At 66.0% G+C, this 24778-nt stretch carries 18 protein-coding genes; 7 read left to right on the top strand and 11 right to left on the bottom strand.

Annotated elements, in window-relative coordinates; all coding sequences use genetic code 11:
- Positions 1 to 2397 (top strand): penicillin-binding protein 1C, encoded by a 2397-nt coding sequence (pbpC, locus tag ASD68_RS05175; protein WP_235578640.1) that lies wholly within the window; start codon positions 1 to 3, stop codon positions 2395 to 2397.
- A gap of 1 nt (position 2398) precedes the next feature.
- Here pbpC and ASD68_RS05170 read toward each other — a convergent pair whose 3' ends face one another.
- The 4 genes from ASD68_RS05170 to ASD68_RS05155 all read right to left on the bottom strand — a co-directional run bounded on the left by ASD68_RS05170 (position 2399) and on the right by ASD68_RS05155 (position 8252).
- A complete protein-coding gene (locus ASD68_RS05170) occupies positions 2399 to 3625 on the bottom strand; it encodes an MFS transporter (RefSeq protein ID WP_056604175.1) in 1227 nt (408 codons plus the stop codon).
- 112 nt (positions 3626 to 3737) lie between these two features.
- Positions 3738 to 4433 carry a hypothetical protein gene (locus tag ASD68_RS05165; RefSeq protein ID WP_156458338.1) on the bottom strand — a complete coding sequence of 232 codons (696 nt, stop codon included), beginning with the start codon at positions 4431 to 4433 and terminating at the stop codon, positions 3738 to 3740.
- A gap of 312 nt (positions 4434 to 4745) precedes the next feature.
- Positions 4746 to 7217, bottom strand: coding sequence for a hybrid sensor histidine kinase/response regulator (locus ASD68_RS05160; protein ID WP_056604171.1), 2472 nt, complete (start codon positions 7215 to 7217; stop codon positions 4746 to 4748).
- A gap of 126 nt (positions 7218 to 7343) precedes the next feature.
- Positions 7344 to 8252 carry a LysR family transcriptional regulator gene (locus tag ASD68_RS05155; RefSeq protein WP_056604168.1) on the bottom strand — a complete coding sequence of 303 codons (909 nt, stop codon included), beginning with the start codon at positions 8250 to 8252 and terminating at the stop codon, positions 7344 to 7346.
- A 106-nt stretch (positions 8253 to 8358) separates the two neighbouring features.
- On the opposite strand from ASD68_RS05155, the gene ilvD reads away from it, so the two are divergent.
- Positions 8359 to 10200 (top strand): dihydroxy-acid dehydratase, encoded by a 1842-nt coding sequence (gene ilvD, locus ASD68_RS05150; RefSeq protein ID WP_056605199.1) that lies wholly within the window; start codon positions 8359 to 8361, stop codon positions 10198 to 10200.
- A 223-nt stretch (positions 10201 to 10423) separates the two neighbouring features.
- On the top strand, positions 10424 to 11989 hold the full coding sequence (locus tag ASD68_RS05145; protein WP_056604164.1) for an alpha-L-arabinofuranosidase C-terminal domain-containing protein: 1566 nt from the start codon (positions 10424 to 10426) through the stop codon (positions 11987 to 11989).
- Positions 11990 to 12092: 103 nt separating this feature from the next.
- On the opposite strand, the gene ASD68_RS05140 is transcribed toward ASD68_RS05145, so the two are convergent.
- A complete protein-coding gene (locus tag ASD68_RS05140; RefSeq protein WP_056604161.1) occupies positions 12093 to 12596 on the bottom strand; it encodes a PepSY domain-containing protein in 504 nt (167 codons plus the stop codon).
- Between the two features lie 300 nt (positions 12597 to 12896).
- Here ASD68_RS05140 and ASD68_RS05135 point away from each other — a divergent pair, with 300 nt between their 5' ends.
- Positions 12897 to 14093, top strand: coding sequence for a serine hydrolase (locus tag ASD68_RS05135; RefSeq protein ID WP_056604159.1), 1197 nt, complete (start codon positions 12897 to 12899; stop codon positions 14091 to 14093).
- A 121-nt stretch (positions 14094 to 14214) separates the two neighbouring features.
- Here the strand turns inward: ASD68_RS05135 and ASD68_RS16785 are convergent, their stop codons facing one another.
- Both ASD68_RS16785 and ASD68_RS05130 read right to left on the bottom strand, forming a co-directional pair.
- Positions 14215 to 14664 carry a hypothetical protein gene (locus ASD68_RS16785; protein WP_156458337.1) on the bottom strand — a complete coding sequence of 150 codons (450 nt, stop codon included), beginning with the start codon at positions 14662 to 14664 and terminating at the stop codon, positions 14215 to 14217.
- Positions 14665 to 15037: 373 nt separating this feature from the next.
- Positions 15038 to 15595 (bottom strand): DUF3228 family protein, encoded by a 558-nt coding sequence (locus ASD68_RS05130; protein ID WP_056604156.1) that lies wholly within the window; start codon positions 15593 to 15595, stop codon positions 15038 to 15040.
- Between the two features lie 163 nt (positions 15596 to 15758).
- Between ASD68_RS05130 and ASD68_RS05125 the strand changes: the two genes are divergently transcribed.
- Complete coding sequence (locus ASD68_RS05125; protein WP_056604153.1) at positions 15759 to 16175, top strand: VOC family protein; 417 nt, start codon at positions 15759 to 15761, stop codon at positions 16173 to 16175.
- Between the two features lie 76 nt (positions 16176 to 16251).
- On the opposite strand, the gene ASD68_RS05120 is transcribed toward ASD68_RS05125, so the two are convergent.
- Positions 16252 to 18021 carry an ABC transporter transmembrane domain-containing protein gene (locus tag ASD68_RS05120; protein WP_056604150.1) on the bottom strand — a complete coding sequence of 590 codons (1770 nt, stop codon included), beginning with the start codon at positions 18019 to 18021 and terminating at the stop codon, positions 16252 to 16254.
- Between the two features lie 129 nt (positions 18022 to 18150).
- Complete coding sequence (locus ASD68_RS05115; RefSeq protein ID WP_082545952.1) at positions 18151 to 18747, bottom strand: YigZ family protein; 597 nt, start codon at positions 18745 to 18747, stop codon at positions 18151 to 18153.
- Between the two features lie 113 nt (positions 18748 to 18860).
- Here ASD68_RS05115 and ASD68_RS05110 point away from each other — a divergent pair, with 113 nt between their 5' ends.
- Positions 18861 to 19652 carry a YdcF family protein gene (locus ASD68_RS05110; RefSeq protein ID WP_056605197.1) on the top strand — a complete coding sequence of 264 codons (792 nt, stop codon included), beginning with the start codon at positions 18861 to 18863 and terminating at the stop codon, positions 19650 to 19652.
- A 43-nt stretch (positions 19653 to 19695) separates the two neighbouring features.
- On the opposite strand, the gene ASD68_RS05105 is transcribed toward ASD68_RS05110, so the two are convergent.
- Positions 19696 to 20550 (bottom strand): fumarylacetoacetate hydrolase family protein, encoded by an 855-nt coding sequence (locus ASD68_RS05105; RefSeq protein ID WP_056604143.1) that lies wholly within the window; start codon positions 20548 to 20550, stop codon positions 19696 to 19698.
- Between the two features lie 190 nt (positions 20551 to 20740).
- Here ASD68_RS05105 and ASD68_RS05100 point away from each other — a divergent pair, with 190 nt between their 5' ends.
- Positions 20741 to 21208 (top strand): DUF1456 family protein, encoded by a 468-nt coding sequence (locus tag ASD68_RS05100; RefSeq protein ID WP_056604140.1) that lies wholly within the window; start codon positions 20741 to 20743, stop codon positions 21206 to 21208.
- Positions 21209 to 21290: 82 nt separating this feature from the next.
- Here ASD68_RS05100 and ASD68_RS05095 read toward each other — a convergent pair whose 3' ends face one another.
- Positions 21291 to 24713, bottom strand: a complete 3423-nt coding sequence (locus ASD68_RS05095) for a glycosyltransferase (protein ID WP_056604137.1) — start codon at positions 24711 to 24713, stop codon at positions 21291 to 21293.
- Positions 24714 to 24778: the final 65 nt, after the last annotated feature.

The following is a 24778-nucleotide window of genomic DNA, read 5'->3' as shown; positions in this document are numbered from 1 at the left end:
GTGCGCACGGAGTGGGCAAACGCCGCGCGCGCCGGAGCAGGGCGCTGGTTGCGCCGCTGGCAGAACGTGCTGGCGGCGCTGGGGCTGATCGCGGCGATCCTGATCGGCTGCCGGTTGTGGCCGCATCCGTCGCTGCGCGACGCGTTGCCGCGATCGACCGCGATCCATGACGATGCCGGCCGCCTGCTGCGACTGACCCTGGCCAGCGATGACCAGTACCGGCTGTGGACACCGCTGGCGGAAATTTCCCCGCAGTTGGTCGACGCCACCTTGATGCACGAGGACCAGTGGTACTGGTGGCATCCGGGCTTCAACCCGTGGGGGCTGCTGCGCGGGGCGTGGATTACCTACGTGCGCCACGGACATCCGCAAGGCGGTTCCACCATCACCATGCAGCTTGCGCGGCTGCTGTATCGGCTGGATACGCGCACGCCGCTGGGCAAGCTGCATCAGGTGGCGCTGGCGCTGCGGCTGGAGCTGTTCCATTCGAAGAAGGACATCCTGGCGGCGTATCTCAACAGCGCGCCTTATGGCGGCAATATCCAGGGCGTCGGCGCGGCGAGCCTGGTGTATTTCGAGAAGTCCGCCGACCGGTTGAGCCTGCCCGAGGCGCTGACGCTGGCGGTGATTCCGCAGGACCCGTCGCGCCGGCTCGACGCGCGCCACGGTCCGGAGGCCACCGTGGTGGCGCCGCGTCTCGCCGCCGCGCGCAACCGGCTGTTCCAGCGCTGGCTGCGCAAGCATCCGGATGACGCCAGGTGGCGCGCGGTCTTCCGCATGCCGCTGGCGTTGCACACCATCGCGCAACTGCCGTTCGAGGCGCCGCATGCGGTCGATCAGTTGATTGCCGGCGCGAACGCGCGGGGCGAGCCGCTGCCGTCGCAGGTGCGCAGCACCATCGACCTCGGCCTGCAGCAATTGCTGGAACGGCAGGTGCGCGATTACGTGAAGCACATGGCTGGCGTGGGCGTGCGCAACGCCAGCGCCATGCTTGTCGACACCCGCAGCATGGACGTCAAGGCGCTGGTGGGTTCGGTCGATTATTTCAACAAGGACATCCACGGCCAGGTCAACGGCACGCTGGCATCGCGTTCGCCCGGTTCCACCCTGAAACCCTTCATCTACGGGCTGGGGCTGGATCAGGGTGTGCTGGGGCCACAGACCGTGTTGCGCGACGTGCCCAGCTCGTTCGGGCCGTATACGCCGGAAAATTTCGACGGGCGTTTCCTTGGGCCGGTGACGGCCACCCAGGCGCTGATCCACAGCCGCAACATTCCTGCGGTATGGGTCGATGCGCAATTGCGCGATCCGGATCTGTACGGCTTCCTGCGCCAGGCTGGCGTGCAGAACCTGGCCAGCGAGCAGCACTACGGCCTGGCGTTGGTGCTGGGCGGCGGCGACGTGACCATGCAGGACCTGGCGCGCATGTATGCGCTGCTGGCCAACCGCGGTGTGCTGAAACCGTTGCGCCTGCGTCAGGACGTGCCAGCGGTACCGGGCAAGCGGCTGCTGAGCGAGGCGGCCAGCTTCATCGTCACCGACATGCTGGAGCAGAACCCGCGGCCGGGCACCACGTTCGGCAGCCGGCCCGCCGCCGCGCCGGTGTTCTGGAAGACCGGCACCTCGTGGGCGTTCCACGACGCCTGGACGGCGGGCGGTTTCGGCCCGTACGTGCTGGTGGTGTGGGTGGGCAATTTCGACAGCACGCCGAACCCGGCGTTCGTGGGCATCGATGCGGCCGCGCCATTGTTCTTCCGCATCCACGACGCACTGCTGGCCGGCCATCCGCAGCTGCGCCCGCCATCACGCTCGTTGCCCGACGGCCTGAAGCGTGTGCGCGTGTGCCTGGCCACGGGCATGCTGCCCAGCCGCTGGTGTCCGGCGACCGGCGAGACCTGGTTCATCCCCGGCGTCTCCCCGATCAAGGTGGGCAATGTGTATAGGCCGGTGGTGATCGACAACGCCAGCGGTCTGCCGGCGTGTCCGCCGTATGCGGCTGGCTCGACTCGTACCGAGGTGTTCCAGTACTGGCCTTCGGATCTCGCCGCGGTGTTCGCCCGTGCCGGCATTCCGATCCGCAAGCCGCCGCACAATCCCGCCTGCGCCAACGCGGGCCAGGCGCAAGGCGATCCGCCGGCGATCACCTCACCGTTGCGCGGTGCGTCCTACGCGCTGCGGCTGGATCGTCCCGAGGGCAATGCCGTGGTGCTCGCGGCCACCAGCGACGCCGACGTGCGTGCGCTGTACTGGTTCGTCAACGACGCCTATATCGGCCGCGCCACGCCCGCGCATGCGTTGACGTGGCAGCCGGTGCAGGCGGGCACGTATCAATTGCGCGTGGTGGACGACCACGGCCGCAGCGACGCGCGCAGCCTGGAGGTCGGCGTGGTGCAGTAGCTCATTGCCGCGCCACAACGGCGCGGGACGCCGCCGCAAGGCCGAACGAGGCGACCACGCACCAGCCGGCCATCCACAGCATCTGCGTCGGCAGCGCCACGCCAAGATCGATGAAGGCGCCGCTGATGCCAGGCCCCAGTGCCGTGGACAGCACCATGGCCGACACGATGATCGCGCGGATGCCGCCGAGGTTGGCGGCGCCGTAGACCTCCGGCCACAGCGCCCCCAGCAGCGTCTGGGTGAAGCCGCTGCTGATGCCGAGCAGAAACATGAAAAGGTAGATGCCCCAGACCGGCGTCAGCAGGCCAACCGCTGCCGAGGCGATGGCCAGCGGGATCAGGAAGAACGGCAACAACCGCAGCGCGCCGAGCCGGTCGACGAGTTGACCGCATATCAGGCCGAACACCACGGTCGTCACCGCCATCACCGGGAAGGCCGCCGCGAAAACCAGCGGGTCGTAACCACGCAGCGCAATCAGGTAGCCCTGATGAAAGAAGATCGTGGTGCCGATGAAGGGCGGTGCCAGCACACCGCTCAGCAGCAGGTAGAAGATGGGGTCGCGGATCACTTCGGCGCGCGTCCAGTCGCGTGTCATTCGCGCGCCGTCCGCCTGGTATTCGGTCGAATGCGGTACGCGCTCGGTGGCGAGCAGCCGGAGCACCGATGGATAGCCGACCAGCATCAACACGATGGCCGAGGCGATCCATGGCAACCGCCAGCCACCCACGTCCCGCAACAGCACCACCGCCACCGGCAGCAACGCCGAGCCCACCTGCACGCCGAGCACCACCAGCGCCATCGCGCGGCCCCGGTTGGCCACGAACCAGCGGCCGGTTTCGGTGTAGGCGATCTCGGTCATCATGCCCTGGCCGAACAGGCGCAGCAGATAGAGCGCCAGCGCCACCACGGCGAGATGCGGAGCCACCGCCAGCAACACGCAGGCGCCGGCCAGACACGGGATGGTGAAACGCGCGACCTTCCATCCCGGCATCAGGTCCAGGGTGCGGCCGAGCCAGGGCAGGGTGATCGCGCTCATCAAGGTCGCGGCCATGTACAAGCCGCCGAACTCGCCACCGGAAAGATCGAACTGCTCGCGCAGGTCGTTGCCGGACAGCCCCACGAAAAATGTCTGGCCGAACGAGGAAAACAGGGTCAGCAGAAAGCAGCCACCGATCCAGCGGATGTTGCTGGTCGCGAAGCGCACGTTGTCGGCGATCAGGGTGCGCATGAGTCCACGGGGCAGGTTGGGAGGAAGGCGTCATCGACGGGTCGGACGAGGATGCGCGGAACGCGCCGTTCCATATGGACCGTCACCCGCCGCGGGTTGAAGCTGCAACGCGCTATGAGCCACTCCCCTTGCACCGACCCGCCGCCCAGGTCTTGCTGTCTTCGAGCGCGGCTGCGAGGCTCGCCGATTCGATCCTGGGCTCATGGGCATGGCGGCGTACTTCATCCGCGATGATGGTGAAATCCTTTTTCAGGCGCTCGGAATGAAAGTGCTCGGCCACCTTGCCGGTGGCGCGGGCCAGTTCGATGCGCGATGCCGGGGTGGTGGCGATGCTGCCGGGTTCCGCCAGGGGTGTAAGCGGCAGCGTGGCCGGAATCAGCAGCACGCAGTCGTCGAAATCCTCGGGGTCGATGCTGCGCAGGTCGTGCGCCATGCGCTCGTCTTCCTCGGGGGAATAGTCGGGATTGTTCAGCGCATTCAATGCCGAAATTTCCGCGGCGTGCTGTTTGTAGAAATTGATGTTGCGCGGGTCGACGGATGCCGCGCCGGGCATGGTCGAGGCCCACTTGGTTCCGGCCATCCGTACCTGCGCGCCGGCATGGGCCAGGGTGGTCATGGCAAGCAGGTAGCTCTTTCCCGTGAAGCCATGTCGCGCGAGCATCGCGCGGGTGTCGGGATCGGCGTCCATCCGGCTCGCCATCGATGCGAGCGTGGGCACACCGGTGTCGTCGTCATCGTCGCTGTCGTCTTCGCCGTTGCCGGGGTGGGCCTTCTCGAAGGCCTGGCGTTCCCTGGCGACGGCGATCATGCGGTCGAGCAGGTCATCCGACAGCAACAGGTGCTGGGTGGCAGCGGACGATGATGCCAACGGCGCTGCCTGTGCGGTTTGCCCATACCCGCCGCCGATGAGCAGCATGGCGAGGGTGAGCAGGGTCGGTATCCAGCGGGTTGTCATCGGCGTTCTCCAGTCCGGCTAGAACCTTTCATCCTATAAGACCCCGGAAACATCGGCATCCTTGCCACGGCCGCAGGGGAACCTCGCCCGATGGGTCACGCCCGATGGATCACGCTCAATGAATCAGGCTCAATGAATCAGGCTCAATGAATCAGGCTCAATGAATCAGGCCGACAGGATGTCGTGGATCTTTCGCCGCAGCACATCCAGCGAGAACGGTTTGGTGAGGATATGCATCCCCGGCTCCAGGTGGCCATTGCCCACGACGGAGTGTTCGGCATAGCCGGTCATGAACAGGACTTTCAACCCGGGGCGAACGGTGCGGGCGGCGTCGGTCATCTGCCGACCATTCAGCGTGCCGGGAAGGCCGACGTCGGTGATCAGCAGGTCGATGGTGGCCGCCGACTGGAGGATGCGCAGGCCGGCGCTGCCGTCCGCGGCGTGCAGCGTGCGGAAGCCCGACTCCGTCAACAGTTCGCAGACCAGTTCGCGGATCGAGGGTTCGTCCTCGACCACCAGGACGGTCTCGCGGCGCGGGGTGGCTGCCGGCAGGCGTCCGGGCTGGCCGGGCTCGGCCTCGTGCGGCACTTCGAGGTGGCGTGGCAGGTAGATGGTGAACGCCGAACCTTTGCCGGGTTTGGAGTGAATCCTCACCTGGCCGCCGGATTGGCGGGCGAAGCCGTAGATCATCGACAGGCCCAGCCCGGTGCCCTGGCCGATCGGCTTGGTGGTGAAGAAGGGGTCGAAGACGCGTGCGATCACTTCGGGCGTCATGCCGCTGCCGGTGTCGGTGACGCGCAACGACACGTATTCCCCGGGCTGGAGGTCGAAGGCCGCCGCCGCGGCGGGATCATCGAGCGTGCGGTTGGCGGTTTCGATCGTGAGGTGGCCGCCGTCGGGCATCGCGTCGCGGGCGTTGATGCACAGGTTGAGCAGCGCATTCTCCAACTGCGGCGGGTCCACCCTGCACAGCCACAAGGTGTCGGCTTCGACCACTTCCAGCTGCACCGGCGGGCCGATGGTGCGGCGTATCAGCTCTTCCATGCCGGCTACCAGCCGGTTGATGTCGGTGGGGCGCGGGTCCAGCGTTTGCTGGCGGGAAAAGGCCAGCAGGCGCTGGGTGAGCGAGGCGGCGCGGCGCACCGCGGTGTCGCCGATTTCAAGCAGGCGTGGCAGATCCTCGATCTTGCCTTGCTCCAGTTTCATCTGGGCGACTTCCAGCGCGCCCATGATGCCGCCCAGCAGATTGTTGAAGTCGTGGGCAATGCCGCCCGTGAGCTGGCCCACGGCTTCCATCTTCTGTGCCTGGCGCAACGCCGCCTCGGTGCGCGCCAGTGATTCGGCGGCCTGCTTTTCGGCGGTGACGTCGCGCGCGCTGCAGTAGATCTTGTCGTCTTCGGGAATGGCTACCCACGACAGCCAGCGGTAGCCGCCATCGGCATGGCGATAGCGGTTTTCGAAGCTGAGCGCCGGCTCGCCCAGTTCCAGGGCGCGGCTGAACGCGCGCCGGTTGCGCTCCAGGTCGTCCGGATGCAGGAAGTCGAAAAACGGGGTGGAGGCGATGGTTTCCTCGGGCCAACCCAGCACGCGCTGCCAGGCGGGATTGGAAAGCTCGAAAATGCCCTCGGCATTGAGCACGCCCATGATGTCGGTGGTCAATTGCCAGGTGCGCGCACGGCCATGCATGCGCTGCGCCACCTGTTGTTCCAGGTCACGGTTGATCGCGCGCAACCTGATTTCGCTGGCGCGCAGTGCCTTCTCCGCCAATGCCCGCTCGGTGACGTCGGTGCCTTCGACGAAGATGCCGGTGACCCTGCCGGCATCGTCCCTGATCGGCTGATACACGAAGTCGAGATAGCGCTGGCTGATCGCCGCGCCCGGTGCCGGTTGCATGGCGAACGGCATGGCCGTGGCCACGTACGACTGGCCGCTGACGTAGACGATGTCCAGCAGGTCGACGAAGCCCTGGCTGGCCGCGTCGGGCAGGGCTTCGGCCACCGTGCGGCCCAGCAGCGGACGGCCGCCGATCAGCCGCATGTAGCCGGGGTTGGCCAATTCGACGACATGGTTGGGCCCGCGCAGCATGGCGATGAACGAGGGGGTCTGTTCGAACAATTCGGCCAGCCGCTGGCGCTCCTCCAGGGCACGCCGGGACACCAGCACCTGCTCGGTGGTTTCCGTGCACACCACGAGCACGCCGCCGACGTCGCTGTCGGCGTTTTCATCATCGATCGGGCTGTAGCTGTAGGTCCAGTAGGTGTCCTCGTCGCGGCCATCGCGTTGCATCACCAGGCGCTGGTTTTCGTGCCAGGTGGCGCTGCCGCCGCGCATGACCTGGGCGATCTGCGCTCCGATGTCGTCCCAGATCTCGGGCCACACCTGCCGCCCCGGTTTGCCCAGCGACGAAGGATGGCGTTCGGTCGTGAGCGTCTCCCGGTAGGCGTCGTTGTAGAACCAGAATGCCTCGCTGCCCCAGAACACGCACATCTGGTGGCGCGAATTGAGCATCGAGCGAAGGCTGGTACGCAGCGACTGCGGCCAGCCCTCCGGCCGGCCCAGCGGATGGTGCGACCAGTCATGGGCACGCATCAACGCACCCATCTCGCCGCCACCCGACAAGAAGGAGACTTCCGCCATGAACCCCCCAGTGCTGCGTCGACCAATAACCACGGATCGTGCCGTCTTCTGCGCAGGCTGGCAATGACGCGTGGATGGACTTGCTTGGTAGCACGCGTTTGATACGGGACACGCACGGCAAAACCGCTACGTCGGCTTGCGGGCTCCGCGCTCCGCGGCTGCCGAGCGCAGCGCCGCAATGAAGTTTTCGGCCAGCGGGTTGACCACGTTGCGCAGACGCAGGATGCCCAGCTCGATGAAGGCTGGTTTGCCGCGCAACGGCCGGTAACGCACGCCGGGACGTTGCAGGTTGCGCACCGACGAAGGTACCAGCGCGAAGCCCATGCCGCTGGAGACCAAGCCGATCACGGTTTGCATCTGCCGCGCGTGCTGGGTGATCTGCGGGGCGAAGCCGGACGCGTGGCAATGACTGATGGTGAGGTCGTACAGGCCGGAGGCGACCTCGCGCGGCGGTACGATGAAGCTGGCCTTCGATAGGCTGCGCAGGCTGATCGGCCCGTCGCCCTTCGCCGCGGGGTCGTCGGCGGGTGCGGCGAGCACCAGCTCCTCGCGCATCACGCCCTTGAACGCCAGGTCCGGCTCGTTGACCGGCGCCAGGGCGATGCCCAGGTCGAGCCGCGCCGCGCGCAATTCGCGGATCTGTGCATCCGTCGTCAACTCGTGCAACTGCACTTCCACCATCGGAAAGCGGGTGCGGAAGCTTTTCAACGCCGGCGGCAGGATGCCGTAATCGGCGATCGACACGAAGCCGATCGAGAGCATGCCGATGTCGCCGCGCTCGGTCTGCACCGTCTTCACCCGGGCATGTTCCAGCCGCGCCAGCACTGCCTGCACTTCGTCGTAGAACACCGCGCCGGCCGTGGTCAGCACCACGCCGCGATTGCTGCGCTCCAGCAGCTGCACGCCCAGCTCGTTCTCCAGATTCCGGATCTGGGTCGACAGCGGTGGTTGCGATACATGCAGCCGTTCGGCGGCGCGGGAGAAGCCGCCTTCCTCGACGATGGCGGCAAAGTAGCGAAGCTGGCGCAGTTCCACTATTCGTATGTCGTATGGCTGGACTCAACGTATTGTATTGGACGGTATGGAGGTCGCCAAGCAGAATGGGCGTTCGCCCAGCAGCCACCGCCATCAGGGGAAATCCATGCCCGCTTATCGTTCCCGTACCAGCACCGCCGGCCGCAACATGGCCGGTGCCCGCGCGCTCTGGCGCGCCACCGGCATGAAGGACGGCGACTTCCAGAAGCCGATCATCGCGGTGGCCAACTCGTTCACCCAGTTCGTGCCCGGCCACGTGCACCTGAAGGACATGGGCCAGCTGGTGATCGAGGAGATCGAGCGCGCCGGCGGCGTCGGCAAGGAGTTCAACACCATCGCCGTCGATGACGGCATCGCGATGGGCCACGATGGCATGCTCTACAGCCTGCCGTCGCGCGACATCATCGCCGACAGCGTGGAGTACATGTGCAACGGCCATACCGCCGACGCGCTGGTGTGCATTTCCAATTGCGACAAGATCACACCCGGCATGCTGATGGCGGCGCTGCGGCTGAACATTCCGGTGGTGTTCGTCTCCGGTGGTCCGATGGAAGCGGGCAAGACCAGGCTGGCCGGCAAGGATGTTGCCCTGGACCTGATCGACGCGATGGTGGCGGCCGCGGACGACAGCGTGTCCGACGCCGACGTGCTGGCCATCGAGAGTTCCGCCTGTCCCACCTGCGGTTCCTGCTCGGGCATGTTCACCGCCAACTCGATGAACTGCCTCACCGAGGCGCTGGGCCTGTCGTTGCCGGGCAACGGCTCGCTGGTGGCCACGCATGCCGATCGCGAACAGCTGTTCCGCAAGGCCGGTCGCACGATTGTGGAGCTGGCCCGCCGCTATTACGAAACGGATGACGAACGCGCGTTGCCGCGCAATATCGCCAGCAAGGCCGCGTTCGTTAATGCCATGTCGCTGGATATCGCGATGGGCGGATCCACCAACACCGTGCTGCACCTGCTGGCGGCGGCGCAGGAGGGTGGTGTCGATTTCACCATGAGCGATATCGACCGGCTGTCGCGCAAGGTGCCCAACCTGTGCAAGGTGGCACCGTCGAGCAGTTACCACCTGGAGGACGTGCATCGCGCCGGTGGCGTGATGGCGATCCTGGGCGAGATGGATCGCGCGGGTCTGATCGATACATCCGTCCCCACGGTGCACAGCCCGTCGCTGGCCGAGGCGCTGGAAACGTGGGATGTGGCGCGCACGAACGATGCCGCGGTGCAGGAGTTTTTTCGCGCCGGCCCGGCGGGCATTCGCACCCAGACCGCGTTTTCGCAGAGCTGCCGCTACGACGCGCTGGATACCGACCGCGAGGCCGGCTGCATCCGTTCGCGTGAATTCGCCTACAGCCAGGATGGCGGCCTGGCGGTGCTCTACGGCAACCTCGCCGAGCGCGGCTGCATCGTGAAAACCGCCGGCGTCGACAAGAGCATCCTCACCTTCAGCGGCCCTGCGGTGGTGTTGGAAAGCCAGGATGCGGCGGTGGCGGCCATCCTCAGCGGCATGGTGAAAGCGGGCGACGTCGTCATCATCCGCTATGAAGGCCCGCGCGGCGGACCGGGCATGCAGGAGATGCTGTACCCGACCAGCTACCTGAAATCCAAGGGGCTGGGCAAGGCTTGCGCCCTGATCACCGATGGCCGTTTCTCCGGCGGCACCGCCGGGTTGTCGATCGGCCACGTGTCGCCCGAAGCGGCCGAGGGCGGCAACATCGGCCTGGTGCAGACCGGCGACACCATCGTGATCGACATCCCCAACCGCATCGTGCGTTTCGAGGTCAGCGACGAGGAACTGGAGCGCCGGCGTGCGGCCCAGGCGGCGAAGGGCTGGCGACCGGCATTGCCGCGCAAGCGCAAGGTCAGCGCCGCGCTGAAGGCGTACGCCAAGCTGGTGACCAGCGCCGACAAGGGTGCCGTGCGCGATCTGGATCTGCTGCAGGATTGAGCGACGGCCCACGCCTGCGCGCGACGGCGGTGACCGGCCCCGAAGGGCCGCCGCGCACGTGATGCAACGGATCTGTGCGTGCTCCCGCGGTGCTTCGACTTTGCCCGCGTCGCGGGTTACGCTCAGCGGGAACGGTCGGCATGGACAGGCGGAGCGACGCCTTCCATCGTCGATTTTTTTTGGCCGGTGCCGCCGTCGCATCGACTCAACGGGGATATCTGCAATGCCACAAAAACCTGCACGACGCTGGCACCTTTTTTCGCTGTCCGTCCTGATGACACTGGGGATGGGCCAGGCACTGGCCGCCGACGTATCCGTGAGCGGCAGCCTCGAGGCCGGCAAGCCCGGCGCCGTGGTCTCGCGCCATCTGTTCGGTCAGTTCGCGGAACACCTGGGCACGGGCATCTATGGCGGCCTGTGGGTCGGGCCGGATTCGTCCATCCCGAATACGGACGGCTATCGCAACGATGTGATCAAGGCGCTGAAGGCCCTGCATGTACCCAACGTGCGCTGGCCCGGCGGTTGTTTCGCGGATGAATACCACTGGCGCGACGGCGTGGGCCCCAAGAGCAAGCGCCCGACCAGCGTCAACACCAACTGGGGTGGCGTGACCGAGTCGAATGCGTTCGGCACGCACGAGTTCATGAACTTCGTGGAGCTTATCGGCAGCGAGGCTTACGTGGCCGGCAACGTGGGCAACGCGCCGCCTGAGGAAATGGCGCAGTGGGCCGAGTACATGACCGCCACCGGCAAATCGACACTGGCCCAGGAGCGCGTCGCCAACGGCCGCGAAAAGCCCTGGAAAGTGCCGCTGTTCGGTATCGGCAATGAGTTGTGGGGTTGCGGCGGCAACATGCGCGCGGAGTACGCGGCGGATCTGTACCGGCGCTACCAGACCTTCGTGAAAGTGCCCGCCGGCGAGACCATGTTGAAGATCGCGCCCGGCGCCAACGGCGACGACTATCACTGGACCGAGGTGATGATGCGCGAGGCCGGCAAGCTGATGGACGGCCTCAGCATGCATTTCTACACGGTGGCCGGTGGCTGGCCGCCGAGCCAGTCGTCCACCGATTTCGACAACAAGGGCTGGATCCAGACCTTGTCCGAAGCACTGCGGATGGATGACCTGATCACCCGCCACAGCGCGGTGATGGACAAGTACGACCCGGAAAAGAAAGTGGCGCTGGTGGTGGACGAGTGGGGCACCTGGTATGCGCCGCTCCCGGGCACCAACCCCGGCTTCCTGCAGCAGCAGAACACGTTGCGTGATGCGCTGGTTGCCTCGTTGACGCTGGACATCTTCACCCACCATGCCGATCGCGTGCGGATGGCCAACATCGCGCAGATGATCAACGTGCTGCAGGCGATGATCCTCACCGACGGCCCGCGCATGCTGCTGACGCCCACCTACCACGTGTTCGCCATGTACCTGCCGTACCAGGACGCCACCGAACTGCCGTTGCAGCTCGACACGCCGAAGTACACGCTCGACGGTATTTCGGTACCCGAGGTGCACGGCTCCGCAGTGCGGGCGAAGGACGGCCATGTCTACGTGGCGCTGACCAACCTCGACCCGGCTCGCGCCGCGCAGGTTCAGGTGAAGGTGCAAGGCCTGCAGGCGAAGGGTGTCAACGGGCAGATCCTCACTGCGCCGAAGATCACCTCGCGCAACACCTTCGACCAGCCCAACGCGGTGAAGCCGGCGGCCTTCAACGGCGCGCGCGTGCAGGGTGACCAATTGAAGGTCGCGCTGCCGGCCAAGTCGATCGTGATGCTGCAATTGCGCTGAGGCGTACAACCGTGACGGCGACGGAATCACCGTAGCCGTCGACGTGATGCAGGAAAGCCCGGCCATGCTGCGCCGGGCTTTCTTTTTTGCGGGTGACGCGATGTCAGTCGCGCGATTTGGCCACGATGCTGCCATCACCCGGATCGACCAGCAGATCGACGGCGGTGCCGTGGTGGGTGGAGGCGTCAGCGCTCCACAGGCCGTGTTCGTATTCCACGTCGTGGACTTTTTCATAGCCCGCGGCGGCCAGCTTGGCTTTCACCTCGTCCTCGTTGAGTTTGGAAGGCGCGTCGCTGACGTAGACCCTGCCGGTCTCCGGACCCACCGCGATCTCCACCCATTGCTTGTTGCCGCCGCGCGCCTCGCTGCGCCAGACGCCATCCTTGAATTCCAGGTCCTTGACCTCCTTGTAGCCCGCATTGGCGACCGCCGTCTTGATGGCCTCCTCGCTCAACGCGCCGGCGGGCGGCGTGGTGCTCCAGGTGGATGCACTGGTAGTGGTCTGGGTGGTGGTTGTCTGCGACTGGGTAGTGACAGGTGGATCCTGCGCCAGGGCCACACTGCAAACCGACAGTCCAATCAGTAGGGGAAGCGTGCGCTTGATCATCGATAACTCCTTTCTCGGGTTGGCACTACAGATGGCGTGCCGGCTGGCCGGCGTCGCCCAAGTCATGGGAGTGCTGGAAAGCTGCTCCGCAATGACTTGATCGAACCATCTTGTGCGCAATGCAGCGTGAAGGCCGCGGCGCCAACGTCGTCTGGAGGTGAAGCCGGAACCTTCCCGCGAACCTGCAACCGCCTGATGTCCCTGTTCAGCGCTTCAAGATAGGCGCAAAACATGTTGGACATATCCATGTGGTGCTGGCCGGTAAAATGATGGTCCCGCCATCGCTCCGGCCGTATCGCCATGTACCGTGTCATCCGTGTCCGTCTGCTCGTCGCCGCCCTTGGCCTGATTGTCGCGTTGCCATCGGCAGCGGCCGGGCCGGCGACCCCCACCATCGGCCAGCAACGCGAGCAGGTGCTGTTCTGGCCGCAGGCGCAGCGCGAGGCGCAATTCCGCCAGATGGCCACGCTGTTTCCCAGCGACCTTGCGCCGCACGGCACGCATGTCCACGAACTGCCACCAGGCAAGCCTTTGCCGCTCGGTGGATCTACGTCGCTGGCGAGTTACATGGAGCAGCACCATCTTGCCGGCGTGATGGTGCTGCAGCACGGACGCGTTCGCCTCGAGCGTTACGCGTTGGGCTTCGGGCCGCAGCAGCGGTGGGAGTCGTTCTCGGTGGCCAAGTCGGTCACCTCCGCCTTGCTGGGCATCGCGCTCCAGCGCGGCGAAATCCACAGCCTGCACGACACGCTGGGCACCTATATTCCGGAGCTGCGCGACAGCGCCTACGCCGACGTCACGGTGCAGCAGTTGCTGACGATGACCTCCGGCGTGCAGTGGGACGAGGATTACGCGGACCCCAAATCGGATGTGGCGCAGATGTACCTCGGCGCCTGCGTCGACGGCCAGGCGCATGTGCTGTCGTACCTGCGCAAGCAGCCACGGCAATGGCCCGCCGGCACGCACTGGAACTACAACACCGCCGAAACCGACCTGCTCGGCATCCTGGTGCAGCGGGCCACGCACCGTTCGCTGGCGGCCTACCTGTCGCAGACGATCTGGAAGCCGTACGGCATGGCGTCGGACGCCACCTGGATCAAGGACGAATGCGATGGCAGCGATACCGGCGGCAGCGGCCTGTCGGCCACGTTGGGCGATTACGCGCGGCTGGGCCAATTCATGCTCGACGGCGGTCGCGTCGACGGCAAGCCGGTGGTGGCGTTGGCCTGGCTCAAGGGCGCATTGCAACGCCAGGCCAGCGTCGACGCGCCGGACCGTGGCTACGGTTATCTGTGGTGGACGGATACCGACGGCAGCTATGCCGCCATCGGCATCTTCGGCCAGATGATCTACGTCGATCCCGCGCGCCAGCTGGTGATCGCCCAGGTGGGTGCCTGGCCGCACGCGACATCGGATGCGCTGGTCGCGGCGCGGCGTGCCTTCGTGGCGGCCGTCAAGGAATCGGTGGATGCGGAGGGAAAGCGGGTGGCGCACTGAAACCTGACGACGTGACTCGGGAGGGAGTCTGGCGTCAACGGGGACTGGTCGTCCGTTCTGAACGAATAGCCAGTCCCCGCGTGAACGATATGTCCACCGCCGAAATTCAACCTGCGGCGGATTACAAACAGGTTTCCTGGCCGCCTACCGAAGAACACATCATTGGGCGTGGATGTTCCTTCATGGGCTTCGGATCCATGCCCGGGGTTCGTTTGGTTTCCCTTTTTATCGCCTGGATTTTCCGATTGAACTTCTCATCCTTCTCGGAACCTGGACCCTCCGGCCTCACCAGCGTGAACTCGGCCTGGCCTCCGGAGGAGACCTCCACCTTTGCAGGGTAGGTTGCCTTGACTCCGCTGGACCAGACGGCGTTGCAGTTGCTCGCATCGACATAGGTCTCGTGTGGGACGGTGTTGTAAGGCAACGTTACTGGCGCATAGCCCTGATCGGCCCCATTGCAGACGACCCTGGCGCTTTGCGGTTTCGAATCAAGCTTGACCTGATATTTGGGCGAACATCCAACTGTCACGGAAACTGCTGCGAGTACTAGAACGATTTTGGTCTTGAGCACTGTATATCCTCCGATTCCTATGGACATGGAACTGCATCTAGCGAATGCAAATTGAAACACCCTGAGTTCAATTTTCTAATGCATCAGCGGATGAAAGCCGGGGTCAAGCCGCGATGAGGGGGTGAATTGGCGTTACACGTGCGGCACGCGGCCGTGCAAGTCTTCATGGGTCGTTGCACCGATTTCGACTGTAATGGAATTCCCCTCTCCCGCATCATAAACAATATCGATACTTCGCGTTACGACGTTATCGGGAACAGATAGTTCAACGCATGAGCTCAATGGCGAAATCGTGGTGTATCCCACGATTGGATACCCGACGCGAACGGTTTGGGCAGTAAATACGTCCAAAACCGTCGCCACGTCCGGGCGTTCACCCACGCCAGTTCGCGTGTGCATCCCAGAACGCCACCGCACGTCGATACGCCTCGCGATCGAGCGGTACGCCGGAACCGCCCTCGGCCACGCCGAGCGCATTGCGCAGCATGGTGATCGGCACCATCGGAATCTCTTCCGGCTCGGCGGTGTAGAGGCAGCCGACCACGCCCCAGTCGGCGTCGATGGGCGCGCCTTCCTTCGCCAGCTGTTCGCCGCTGTAAAGGATCGGCAGCAGGTAGTTGGCGACGGGTGGATCGATGCCTTCGAACCAGCGCACCAGAACCGGCAATTCATCGCGGCTGCGTGCCTCGTAGGCCGAGTGGAGCTGATGGCGGTTCGCGTCGGTGATGGGCGTGGCGGTGCAGCGCGTGCTGGTCCAGTTGCGGTGCACGTGCAGCTTGCAGAACGGCGCGTAGCCATCCAGCACCTTCAGTGGCGGTTCGCTGTTGAGGTGTCGTTCGAACGCCTCGGCGCTGCAATCCTGGATGGCGCTGGGGCGGCGGTCGCGCGGAAACAGGCGGGTGCGGGCGAACGGGGTGAGGACGATGGACATGGCGGTCGCGGGTGATGGGTCAGCGCACGAGGATATCGCGACGCTGCTTCCACCAACGCGTTGCGCGTTCCCGGCCGCGGGGCTGCGGCGGGCTGAAGGCCGACTGGCGATGCGTGGAGCGGGAGTGGCACACTGCACCGCTTCAGCGCAAGCGGGGGCAACCATGTTTTTGCTCGACCACGTCTCCATCACGGTCAGGGACCTGGCGCGTTGCCGCCCGTTCTACGACGCCATCATGGGTGCCCTGGACGCCGCCAAGGTCTACGATCGCGAGGATGCGCTGGGGTACGGTGTCCGCTGCAGTGCCGCCGAAGACTCGCACACCTGCCTGGCGGTCTACGCCTCGGAAAACGCTGCGGCCGACCCTCGCCGCCACTGGTGCTTCAAGGCGACCAGACGCGCGCAGGTGCGCGCCTTCCATGAGGCCGGTCTCCGTCACGGCGGGGAAGATAGCGGCGCCCCGGGCCTTCGTGCGCATTATCACGAGACGTACTTCGGCGCGTTCCTGCTGGATCCCGAAGGCAACAAGGTCGAGGCGGTTTGCCACCGTGCGGAAGATCACCGGGCGGAAGATCGGTGACGGCGGGCCCGGCGACAACATCAATGGCTGGCGTCAGCCGCGCCGCGTGACGCTTCGGTCGGCAGATTGCGCGGGCTCATGCCACAAATTGCAGCCGCGCCAGCTCCGCATACAAACCGCCTTCGGCCAGCAGGCTTTCGTGCGTGCCTTGCGCCACGATGCGGCCGCCGTCCATCACCACGATGCGATCGGCGCGTTGCACGGTGGCCAGGCGATGGGCGATGACAAGGGTGGTGCGGCCTTTTTCCAGTCGCTCCAGTGCCTGCTGGATCGCCGCTTCGGATTGCGCATCCAGCGCCGAGGTGGCTTCGTCCAGCAACAGCAACGGGGCGTCGCGCAGGATCGCGCGGGCGATGGCCACGCGCTGGCGCTGGCCGCCGGAGAGGCGTACGCCGCGCTCGCCCATCTCGGCGTCGTAGCCATTGTCCAGCGCGCTGATGAACTCATGCGCTTCGGCCGCCCTGGCGGCTTCGACGACTTCCGTATCGCCGGCATCCTGGCGACCGAAACGGATGTTGTCGGCGGCGCTGCCGCTGAAGATCACGGTTTCCTGCGGCACCAGCGCAATGGCGCCGCGCAGGTCGGGAAGGGCCAGCGCGCGCAGGTCGATGCCGTCGATCTTCACCGTGCCCGATTGCGGATCGTAGAAGCGCAGCAGCATGGCGAACACGGTGCTCTTGCCGGCGCCCGAGGGACCGACCAGGGCCACGGTTTCGCCGGGCTGCACGTCCAGCGTGAAATTTTCCAGCGCCGCGGCATTCGGTCGGGTGGGGTAATGGAACGTGACGTCGTCGAACTGCAGCGTACCGCGCATCGGGCTGGGCAGGGCCAGCGGCTGCGTGGGTGCGGTGACGCTGGGGCGCTCGGCCAGCAGCTCGCCGATGCGCTCCATCGCGCCGGCGGCACGCAGCACGTCGCCCCAGACTTCCGACAGGCCAGCTACCGAGCCGGCGGCGAAGATTGCGTACAACACGAACTGCCCCAGCACGCCGGCATCCAGCGTGCCGGCCAGCACGTGGCGGGCACCGGCCCACAGCACCAGGGTGATGGCACCGAACACCAGCACGATCACCGACAACGTGAGCAGCGCACGCATGCCGATGCGTCGGCGCGCAGTGGCCAGTGCTCGGAAGATGGCGCTGGAGTAGCGGTGGCTTTCGATCGTCTCGCGCGCGTACGCCTTCACCGCCGTGGAGGCATTCAGCGTTTCGTTGGCGATGGCGGCGGCGTCGGCCAGGCGATCCTGGCTGGCGCGCGACAGCTTCTGCACGCGGCGACCGAATACCAGGATCGGCAGCATCACCGCGGGAATCACCAGCGCGGTCAGTCCGGCCAGCGACGGCGCGGTCCACACCATCGCCACCGCGGCGCCCACCAGCATCACCGCGCTGCGCAGCGCCACCGACACGCCCGAGCCGACCAGCGCCTGCACTACCTCGGTGTCGGCGCTGAGGCGCGAGGTGAGTTCGCCCACGCGGGCTTTCTCGAAGAAGCTCACGTCCAGGCGGATCACATGGGCGTACAGCGCATCGCGCAGCGAGGCCAGTGCGCGCTCGCTGAGCAGGGTGATGCAGAAATAGCGCGCGGCGGTGGCGAAGGCCAGCACCAGCGCCACGCCGAACATGGCCAGGAAGGTTTCGTTGATCACCGCCAGGCTGGAGTTGCCGAAACCCTGGTCGATGATGTGGCGGAACGCCATCGGCAACACCAGCGACGCGCCCGATGACAGCGCCAGGAACAACAGCCATCCGAACGCCAATGCCCTGTGCGGTTTGATGAAGGGCCACAGTTCGCGCAGCGCGCCGATGCGGCGGGAGGGTTTCGGCGTTTCGGCGGCGTCGCTCATGGAATCTCGCAGTGGCTGGAGGCGATGCGTGCCGGGCACGCCGTCATTGAAGTGGGGCGTGTGGGCGTTGATTCAATTGGTTGAGGCGGGATTGGGGATTGGGAATTCGCAAAAGCAGGAGTGCCCGTCTCAATCAAGGCGCTTCGCCATGCGGCGGCCGCGAGTGATGTCGTTGATGCGGGCCTGCGCTTCGGTGACGTGGCTGTCCGGCAGGCGCAGTTGCAGGGTCACGCCGTCCGCGCCGAAGGTTTCCTGTTCGACTTCGGCCTGCAGTTCCTTCAGGCGCGCTTTCAGCAGGGCCAGCTCGGCGAAGTCGCAATGCAGCCCGAGCCGCGCCATCGCCACGATGGGTTGGCGTGGTGCCAGCCGCAGGCATTCGGCGGCCGTGCCACCGTAGGCGCGCACCAGGCCACCCGCGCCCAGCTTGGTGCCGCCGAACCAGCGGGTGACCACGACCATCACGTTGTCGATGCCCTGGCCCTCGATGGCTTGAAGGATCGGCCGGCCCGCGGTGCCGCCGGGTTCGCCGTCATCGTTGAAGCGGTATTCCTGCCCGATACGGTAGGCCCAGCAGTTGTGCGTGGCGACCGGATCGCTCGCCTCGCGCAGGAAATTCAGTGCCTGCGCCGCCGTGGCGACGGGCGCGGCCTGGGCCAGGAAGCGGCTTTTCCTGATCTCCTCGCTGTGGCGGCAGCGCTCGGTGAGGGCGTGAAGGGCTTCGCTCATCTGTCTATTGTCGCGCATGCATTTCGCGTCATGGGTCGTGGCGGCGGGCGATGGATCGCCGTGCGCGCGCGGCTTCCCTACAATCGGACGCTGATGGATTGCTGCTGGTCGCCATGATCTTCACTGCTCTTGCCGTTGCGCTGGTGCTTGCCTGCGTGTTGCGTTGGGTCCGCTGGCGTGGCTGCAGCCGCGTGGTATTCGCGCTGGCGCTGATCCTGTTTCTGCTGGCCGGAAGCGGTTTATTGCCGATGCTCCTGCTGCAGCGATTGCAGGCGCCGTACGTGGTGCGACCGGCACCGGCATGGGCGTCCGACAATGCCATCGTGTTGTTGACCTCGGGCGCGGTGCCGATTCCGGACGAACCGGTGGAGCCTGGTTTCGCCGCTTATGGCCGCATCGTGCAGGCCGCCGCGATGTATCGCGATTGCACCAGCGCGGCGCGGCGCTGCACCGTGCTGGTGACCGGCGGCGACCCTTCGCTGCTGGGTACGCCGCTGGCGGTGACCTACGGCGCGGTGCTGCAACGACTCGGCGTGCCGGTGGCGGACCTGAAACTGGAATCGCGCAGCCGCAACACCTGGCAGAACGCGCAATTCAGCCGTCCGTTGTTGCAGACGATGGGTGCGCAACGCATATGGCTGGTGACGTCGGGCTTCCACCTGCAGCGCGGTTTGCTGTACTTCGCGCATTTCGGCATCCATCCAACCCCGGTCCGCGCCGATTACCTCGCCGCCACCTTCAGCCTGTGGCCCAGCGCCAGCAACCTGGTGCTGACGAACCTGGCGCTGCACGAGTACGTGGGTATCGCGCGCTATTACGTCTACAACGCGTTGGGCTGGAATGCGCCGCAAAGCACGGCGCTGGACGTCGCACCCGTGGTGGACGACGCGTCGGCGCCGAAGTGATCGTCAGCCCCGTGTCCGTCGCCACGGAACGGGGAGGCGCGTTTCAACGGTCGGCGGGATGAGCCAGCACCTGCTGGCGTTGTTGCCCCAGGCCTTCCACGCCCAGCTCGATCACATCGCCGGCGCGCAGGTAGGTGGGCGGCTTCAGGCCAAGACCCACGCCGGCCGGGGTGCCCGAGCTGATCACGTCGCCGGGCAGCAGCGTCATGTAGCGGCTGATGTAGCTCACCAGGTGCGCCACGCCGAACACCATCGTGCGCGTGCTGGCGTCCTGGTAGCGGTGGCCGTTGACCTCCAGCCACAGCGCCAGGTCCTGCGGGTTCGCCACTTCGTCGGCGGTGGCCAGCCAGGGGCCGATCGGGCCGAAGGTGTCGCAGCTCTTGCCCTTCACCCACTGGCCGCCATGCTCCAGCTGGAACTCGCGTTCGGACAGGTCGTTGACCACCGTGTAGCCAGCCACGTGGTTCAGCGCATCGTCGACGGATACGTCGCGCGCCACGTCGCCGATCACGATGCCCAGCTCCACTTCCCAGTCGGCCTTGACCGAGCCGCGCGGAAGGATCACATCGTCGTTGGGGCCGATGATGGCACTGGTGGCCTTCATGAAAAGCACCGGCTGCTCGGGCACCTTGGCACCGCTTTCGGCCGCATGGTCGGCGTAGTTCAGGCCCACGCAGATCATCTTGCCCACTTGCGCCACCGGCGTGCCGTAGCGGGGTGAACCCTCGACCAGCGGCAACCGCTCGGGATCCAGCGCGGCCAGCTGGCGCAGGCCGTGGCGGCTCAATACGGCGGCATCGATATCCGTCACGGCGGCGGAAAGGTCGCGCAGGCGGCCTTCGGTATCCAGCATGCCGGGCTTTTCGTGACCGGGATTGCCATAACGCACGAGTTTCATCAGCAGTATTCCAGGGGGGGGGGCGGGGAAACCGCCGCCGGCATTCCACCGATCATCGTGCATTCGCCGCTTCGTGTGCACATGGAATGAAGTGCATCGGTGATCCTTTTGGGCGGCCGAACGGTCGGCGGCAGGCCCATGCCGAGCCCGGTCGCGGTAGCATGGCGTCCCCGCAAACCCCGGCGATCCCATGATCAACAACGATGTACTGCGCGCCATCCGCTACATGCTCGATCTCAGCGACGCGAAAGTGGCGCAACTCGTGAACCTGGCCGACCCGACAGTGGAGCTGGAGCGGGAGCAGGTGCAGGCGTACCTGAAGAAGGAAGGCGAGTCCGGCTACGAGGAATGCAGCAACCAGGTGCTCGTGCTGTTTCTGGACGGCCTGGTCGTACAACGCCGCGGCCGCGACGAAAGCCAGCCGCCGCGTCCGCCGGAGAAGCGCGTCACCAACAACGTAGTGCTGAAAAAACTGCGCGTCGCCTTCGAGCTGAAGGACGTGGACATGCACCAGATTCTGGAGAGCGCCGGCATGCCGGTGTCCAAGCCCGAGCTGAGCGCACTGTTCCGCCAGAGCGACCACAAGAACTTCAAGCTGTGCGGCGACCAGTTGCTGCGCAATTTCCTGAAGGGGCTGACGATGCGGGTGCGCGGTTGAGCCTGCACGGACGTGGTGTGTTGGGCTTTTGTTTCTGCAATACCCGGCACTCGCGCAAGGCTATCGCGCACAGGGTGCGCTCCTAGGGGCTTTGTGCTCCGGCATTCACCGTGGCCTTGCGCTCCTGCTTGCCCCAGCCCACCGACGGGCCCTTGATGGCCGTCCAGACGGAGCGCACCACCACGTAATACATCAGCTGGCGGTAGCCGAAACGTTGCAGTACCAGCCACCACAGCAGGCTCCATTTTTCCTTCTTCTCCATCGCGAAGGCGAGGGCCGAGGCGGCGAGGTCGACGGCCATGAAGGCGGCGTAGAACACCAGCATGCGGATCAGGTTGGTGTCGTCGAACTGGCCGCGGTGTTGCAGGTAATCCAGTGTGGTGGCCACGATCTGCCAGACCAGCACCAGGTCGACCAGTGGCGAGACCACCGAGAACAGGATCTGGAACAGCCACACCTGCGGCAGCGCCACCGTGCCCAGTGAACCGTGGCGCGGGTTGAAGGTGGCGTCGCGGTGTTTCCACAGGCATTGCAGCGTGCCGTACGACCAGCGGAAGCGTTGGCGTGCGAGGCCGCGTGCGGTGTCGGGCGCTTCGGTCCAGGCGATGGCGTCGGCATCGAACAAGGTGGTGTAGCCGGCTTTCTGCACCGCGATGGTCAGGTCCTGATCCTCGGCCAGGGTGTCGGCGGGGAAGCCACCGAGTTGTTCCAGTGCTTCGCGACGCCACGCGCCGACCGCGCCGGGCACCACGGTGATCGCGCCCAGTGCGGCCAGCGCGCGGCGCTCCAGGTTCTGCGCGGTGATGTACTCCAGCGCCTGCCACAAGGTGATCAGGTTGATCCGGTTGCCGACTTTGGCGTTGCCGGCCACGGCCCCGACCTTCGGGTCGGCAAACCAGCGCACCAGGTGCGGGATGGTGTCCGGCTCGAACTGGGTGTCCGCGTCCAGCGCCACCACCACGGTGCCGCGGGATTCACGCAATGCGGTGTTGACGGCGTGCGCCTTGCCGCCGTTGGGGATGGTGATCAGGCGCACGCGCGGCTCGTCGGCGTAGTGCTGGCGTACCACGGTGGAGGTGGCGTCGATCGAGCCGTCGTCGACCACGATCACTTCGAGGTTGGCGTAGTGGCTGCGGAGGATCTGCCGGATCGAGCTGGCGATCACCTTTTCCTCGTTGTAGGCCGGAATCAGCACCGACACCAACGGCGGCTCGACGCCGAGCACCGGCACGCTGCGCCGCTTTTCGCGGCGGCGGTTGAGTAGGGCCAGGCCGCCCAGTATCAACAGCCGCGCCACGCCGAGCGTGATCGCCGTGGTCAGCAGCCAGCGGATGAAGTGGCCGAAAAAGCCCAGTCCCAGGAACACCATGCGGTCGGCCCATTGCGACACCGAGCCGGGCTGGATCGCGGGCATGGTCTGCGCCTGGGTCAGCCCGGCCAGCGCGGAGACGGTGACGAACTGGTAACCCTGCGCGCGCAGGCCGTCGATGATGCGCGGCAGCGCGGCCACGGTTTGCGAGCGCTCGCCACCGCCATCGTGCAGCAGCACGACCTGGCCCTTGCGGTCGACGTTGGTGGTTTCGATGCCGGCGACCACGTTCTTCACGATCGCATCGACGCCGGGGCGCTGCCAGTCTTCGGCATCCACATGCAGGCCCACCGAGAGGTAGCCCATTTTCTGCGCGATCTGGATCGGCACCAGTTCGTCGGCGGTGGTCGGTTCGGCGTCGCCGAAGTAGGGCGCGCGGAACAGGCGCATCGAGTGCCCGGTGAGCGCCTCGAACAGCCGCTGGGTGGCGTTGAGCTCCAGCGAGACGATGCGGGCGGGGCTTTCGCCGAGGTTGGGGTGGGTGAAGGTGTGGTTGCCGACATCGTGGCCTTCGGCGACTTCGCGCTGCACCAGCTTTGGCGACATCTCGGCGTTCTCGCCGATGATGAAGAACGTGGCCGGCACGTTTTTGGCCTTGAGGATGTCGAGGATCTGCGGCGTCCATTCCGGGTCGGGGCCATCGTCGAAGGTCAGCGCGATCTTGTGCGGCAGCGTGCCCGCGCGCTGGATCACGTACGAGCTGGGCAGGCTGGCGTAGCTTTCGTCGTCGATGCTGCCGTCGTCCTTGTCGACCTCGATGCTGCGCGCGCCGGGCGATGGCTGCGAGGCGATCTCCAGCACTTCGCCCTGGCCTTCGATGTCGATGTCTTCGCCCGCGCCGATCGAGCGCAATTGATCGGGCGCCGGTGCGCCGTAGCGGCGATCGAGCACCGACCACACCGACGGGTCTTCCGAGCCGAGGCGCCACAGGGCATAGCCATAGGGCTTGTATTCGTCGGCGGCGTGGATCTGGTTGTACGCGGTGACGCCGTCGAGAAACCAGACCTGGTGGGTGGTGCCGTCATCTTCGTCGTAAGAGAAGTGCGGGTTCTGCGTGTCCGGGTCGAAGCTGATGTCGGCCTGCGCGTCCGACGCCCGGTCCATCGCGTCCTGGAAGGTCAGCGCCTCGGCATTGTTGCCGTGCGACCAGTCGTAGCCGTAACCGCCGATCGCCACGATGGTCTGGTCGGGGTCCAGGTCCTTCATGCGTTTTTCGAGCGTGTCCTCGAACCATTGCTGGCCGGCGATGCTGCCCGGGGTCTTGCCGGCCCAATGTTCGTCGTAGGCCATCAGCACCACGAAGTCGACGATGTCGGCGTAGCCGGCGTAATCCCAGTTGGCGTCGTCGAACGGCACCGACAGCACGATGCCCCAGCCATGCGGATCGAACGCGTCGTTGAGTTCGCCGAGGAAGGTTTTCAGGTCGCCTTGCGCGGTATCGGGCACTTCCTCGAAGTCGACCGCCACACCCTGGAAATGGTTGGCCGCGAGGAACGCCACGATCTGCGCGATGCGCGCCTGCCGCAACGCCGGGTCGGCCAGCATGCGCGCCAGCCCCGGGCCATCCCAGTTGGCGTCTACCGCGTTCTGCAGCAGCGGCAGGATCGGGGTGGAAGGCTTCTGCTGGCGAATCAGGTCGATCGCCTTGGCGTCGATGCTGGTGTGCAGCGCCATGTCCTTGCCGCTGAGGCTCATCCACGACGGGATCACCCAATCCAGTTGCGGCAGACTGCGCTTCAGCGAGGCATAGCTGTTGTCGTCCCAGTTGACGTAGAAGCCGATTGCCAGCGGCCGGTCGGCGGGCTTGTCCAGCGAAAGCGGCGGCACATGGGTGGCGGGCGCCTTGCTGGCGTGGGTGTGCGGCGCGTGCAGCTGTTTCTGGCGGGCACGCACTTCGGCGGCCAGTTTCGCGGCGGGCTTCAGCAGTTCCGGCGCGGCGGCCTTGACGTTGGCCAGCGCGTGGCGCGTGCGGGCATGCTCACCGATATGCAGGCCGCCCATGGTCGGCCTCACGAACAGGCTGACGGCGCAGGCCACCACGAACAAGGTACTGATGACGCCGGCCAGCAGAACCAGCAGCGAAACCCGACCGGCGCGGCGGCCGGTAGGATCGAAGAAGACGGGTTTCTTTTGCATGTGCGCGTTCGATGTGGCCACCCGTGGACAGCGTGCGGGGCACGTCTCGACCGGGCGGAGCGAGC

Source organism: Rhodanobacter sp. Root627 (genome assembly GCF_001427835.1).
GTDB classification, from domain to species: domain Bacteria; phylum Pseudomonadota; class Gammaproteobacteria; order Xanthomonadales; family Rhodanobacteraceae; genus Rhodanobacter; species Rhodanobacter ginsenosidimutans.
This window is presented reverse-complemented; position numbering and strand designations above follow the sequence as displayed.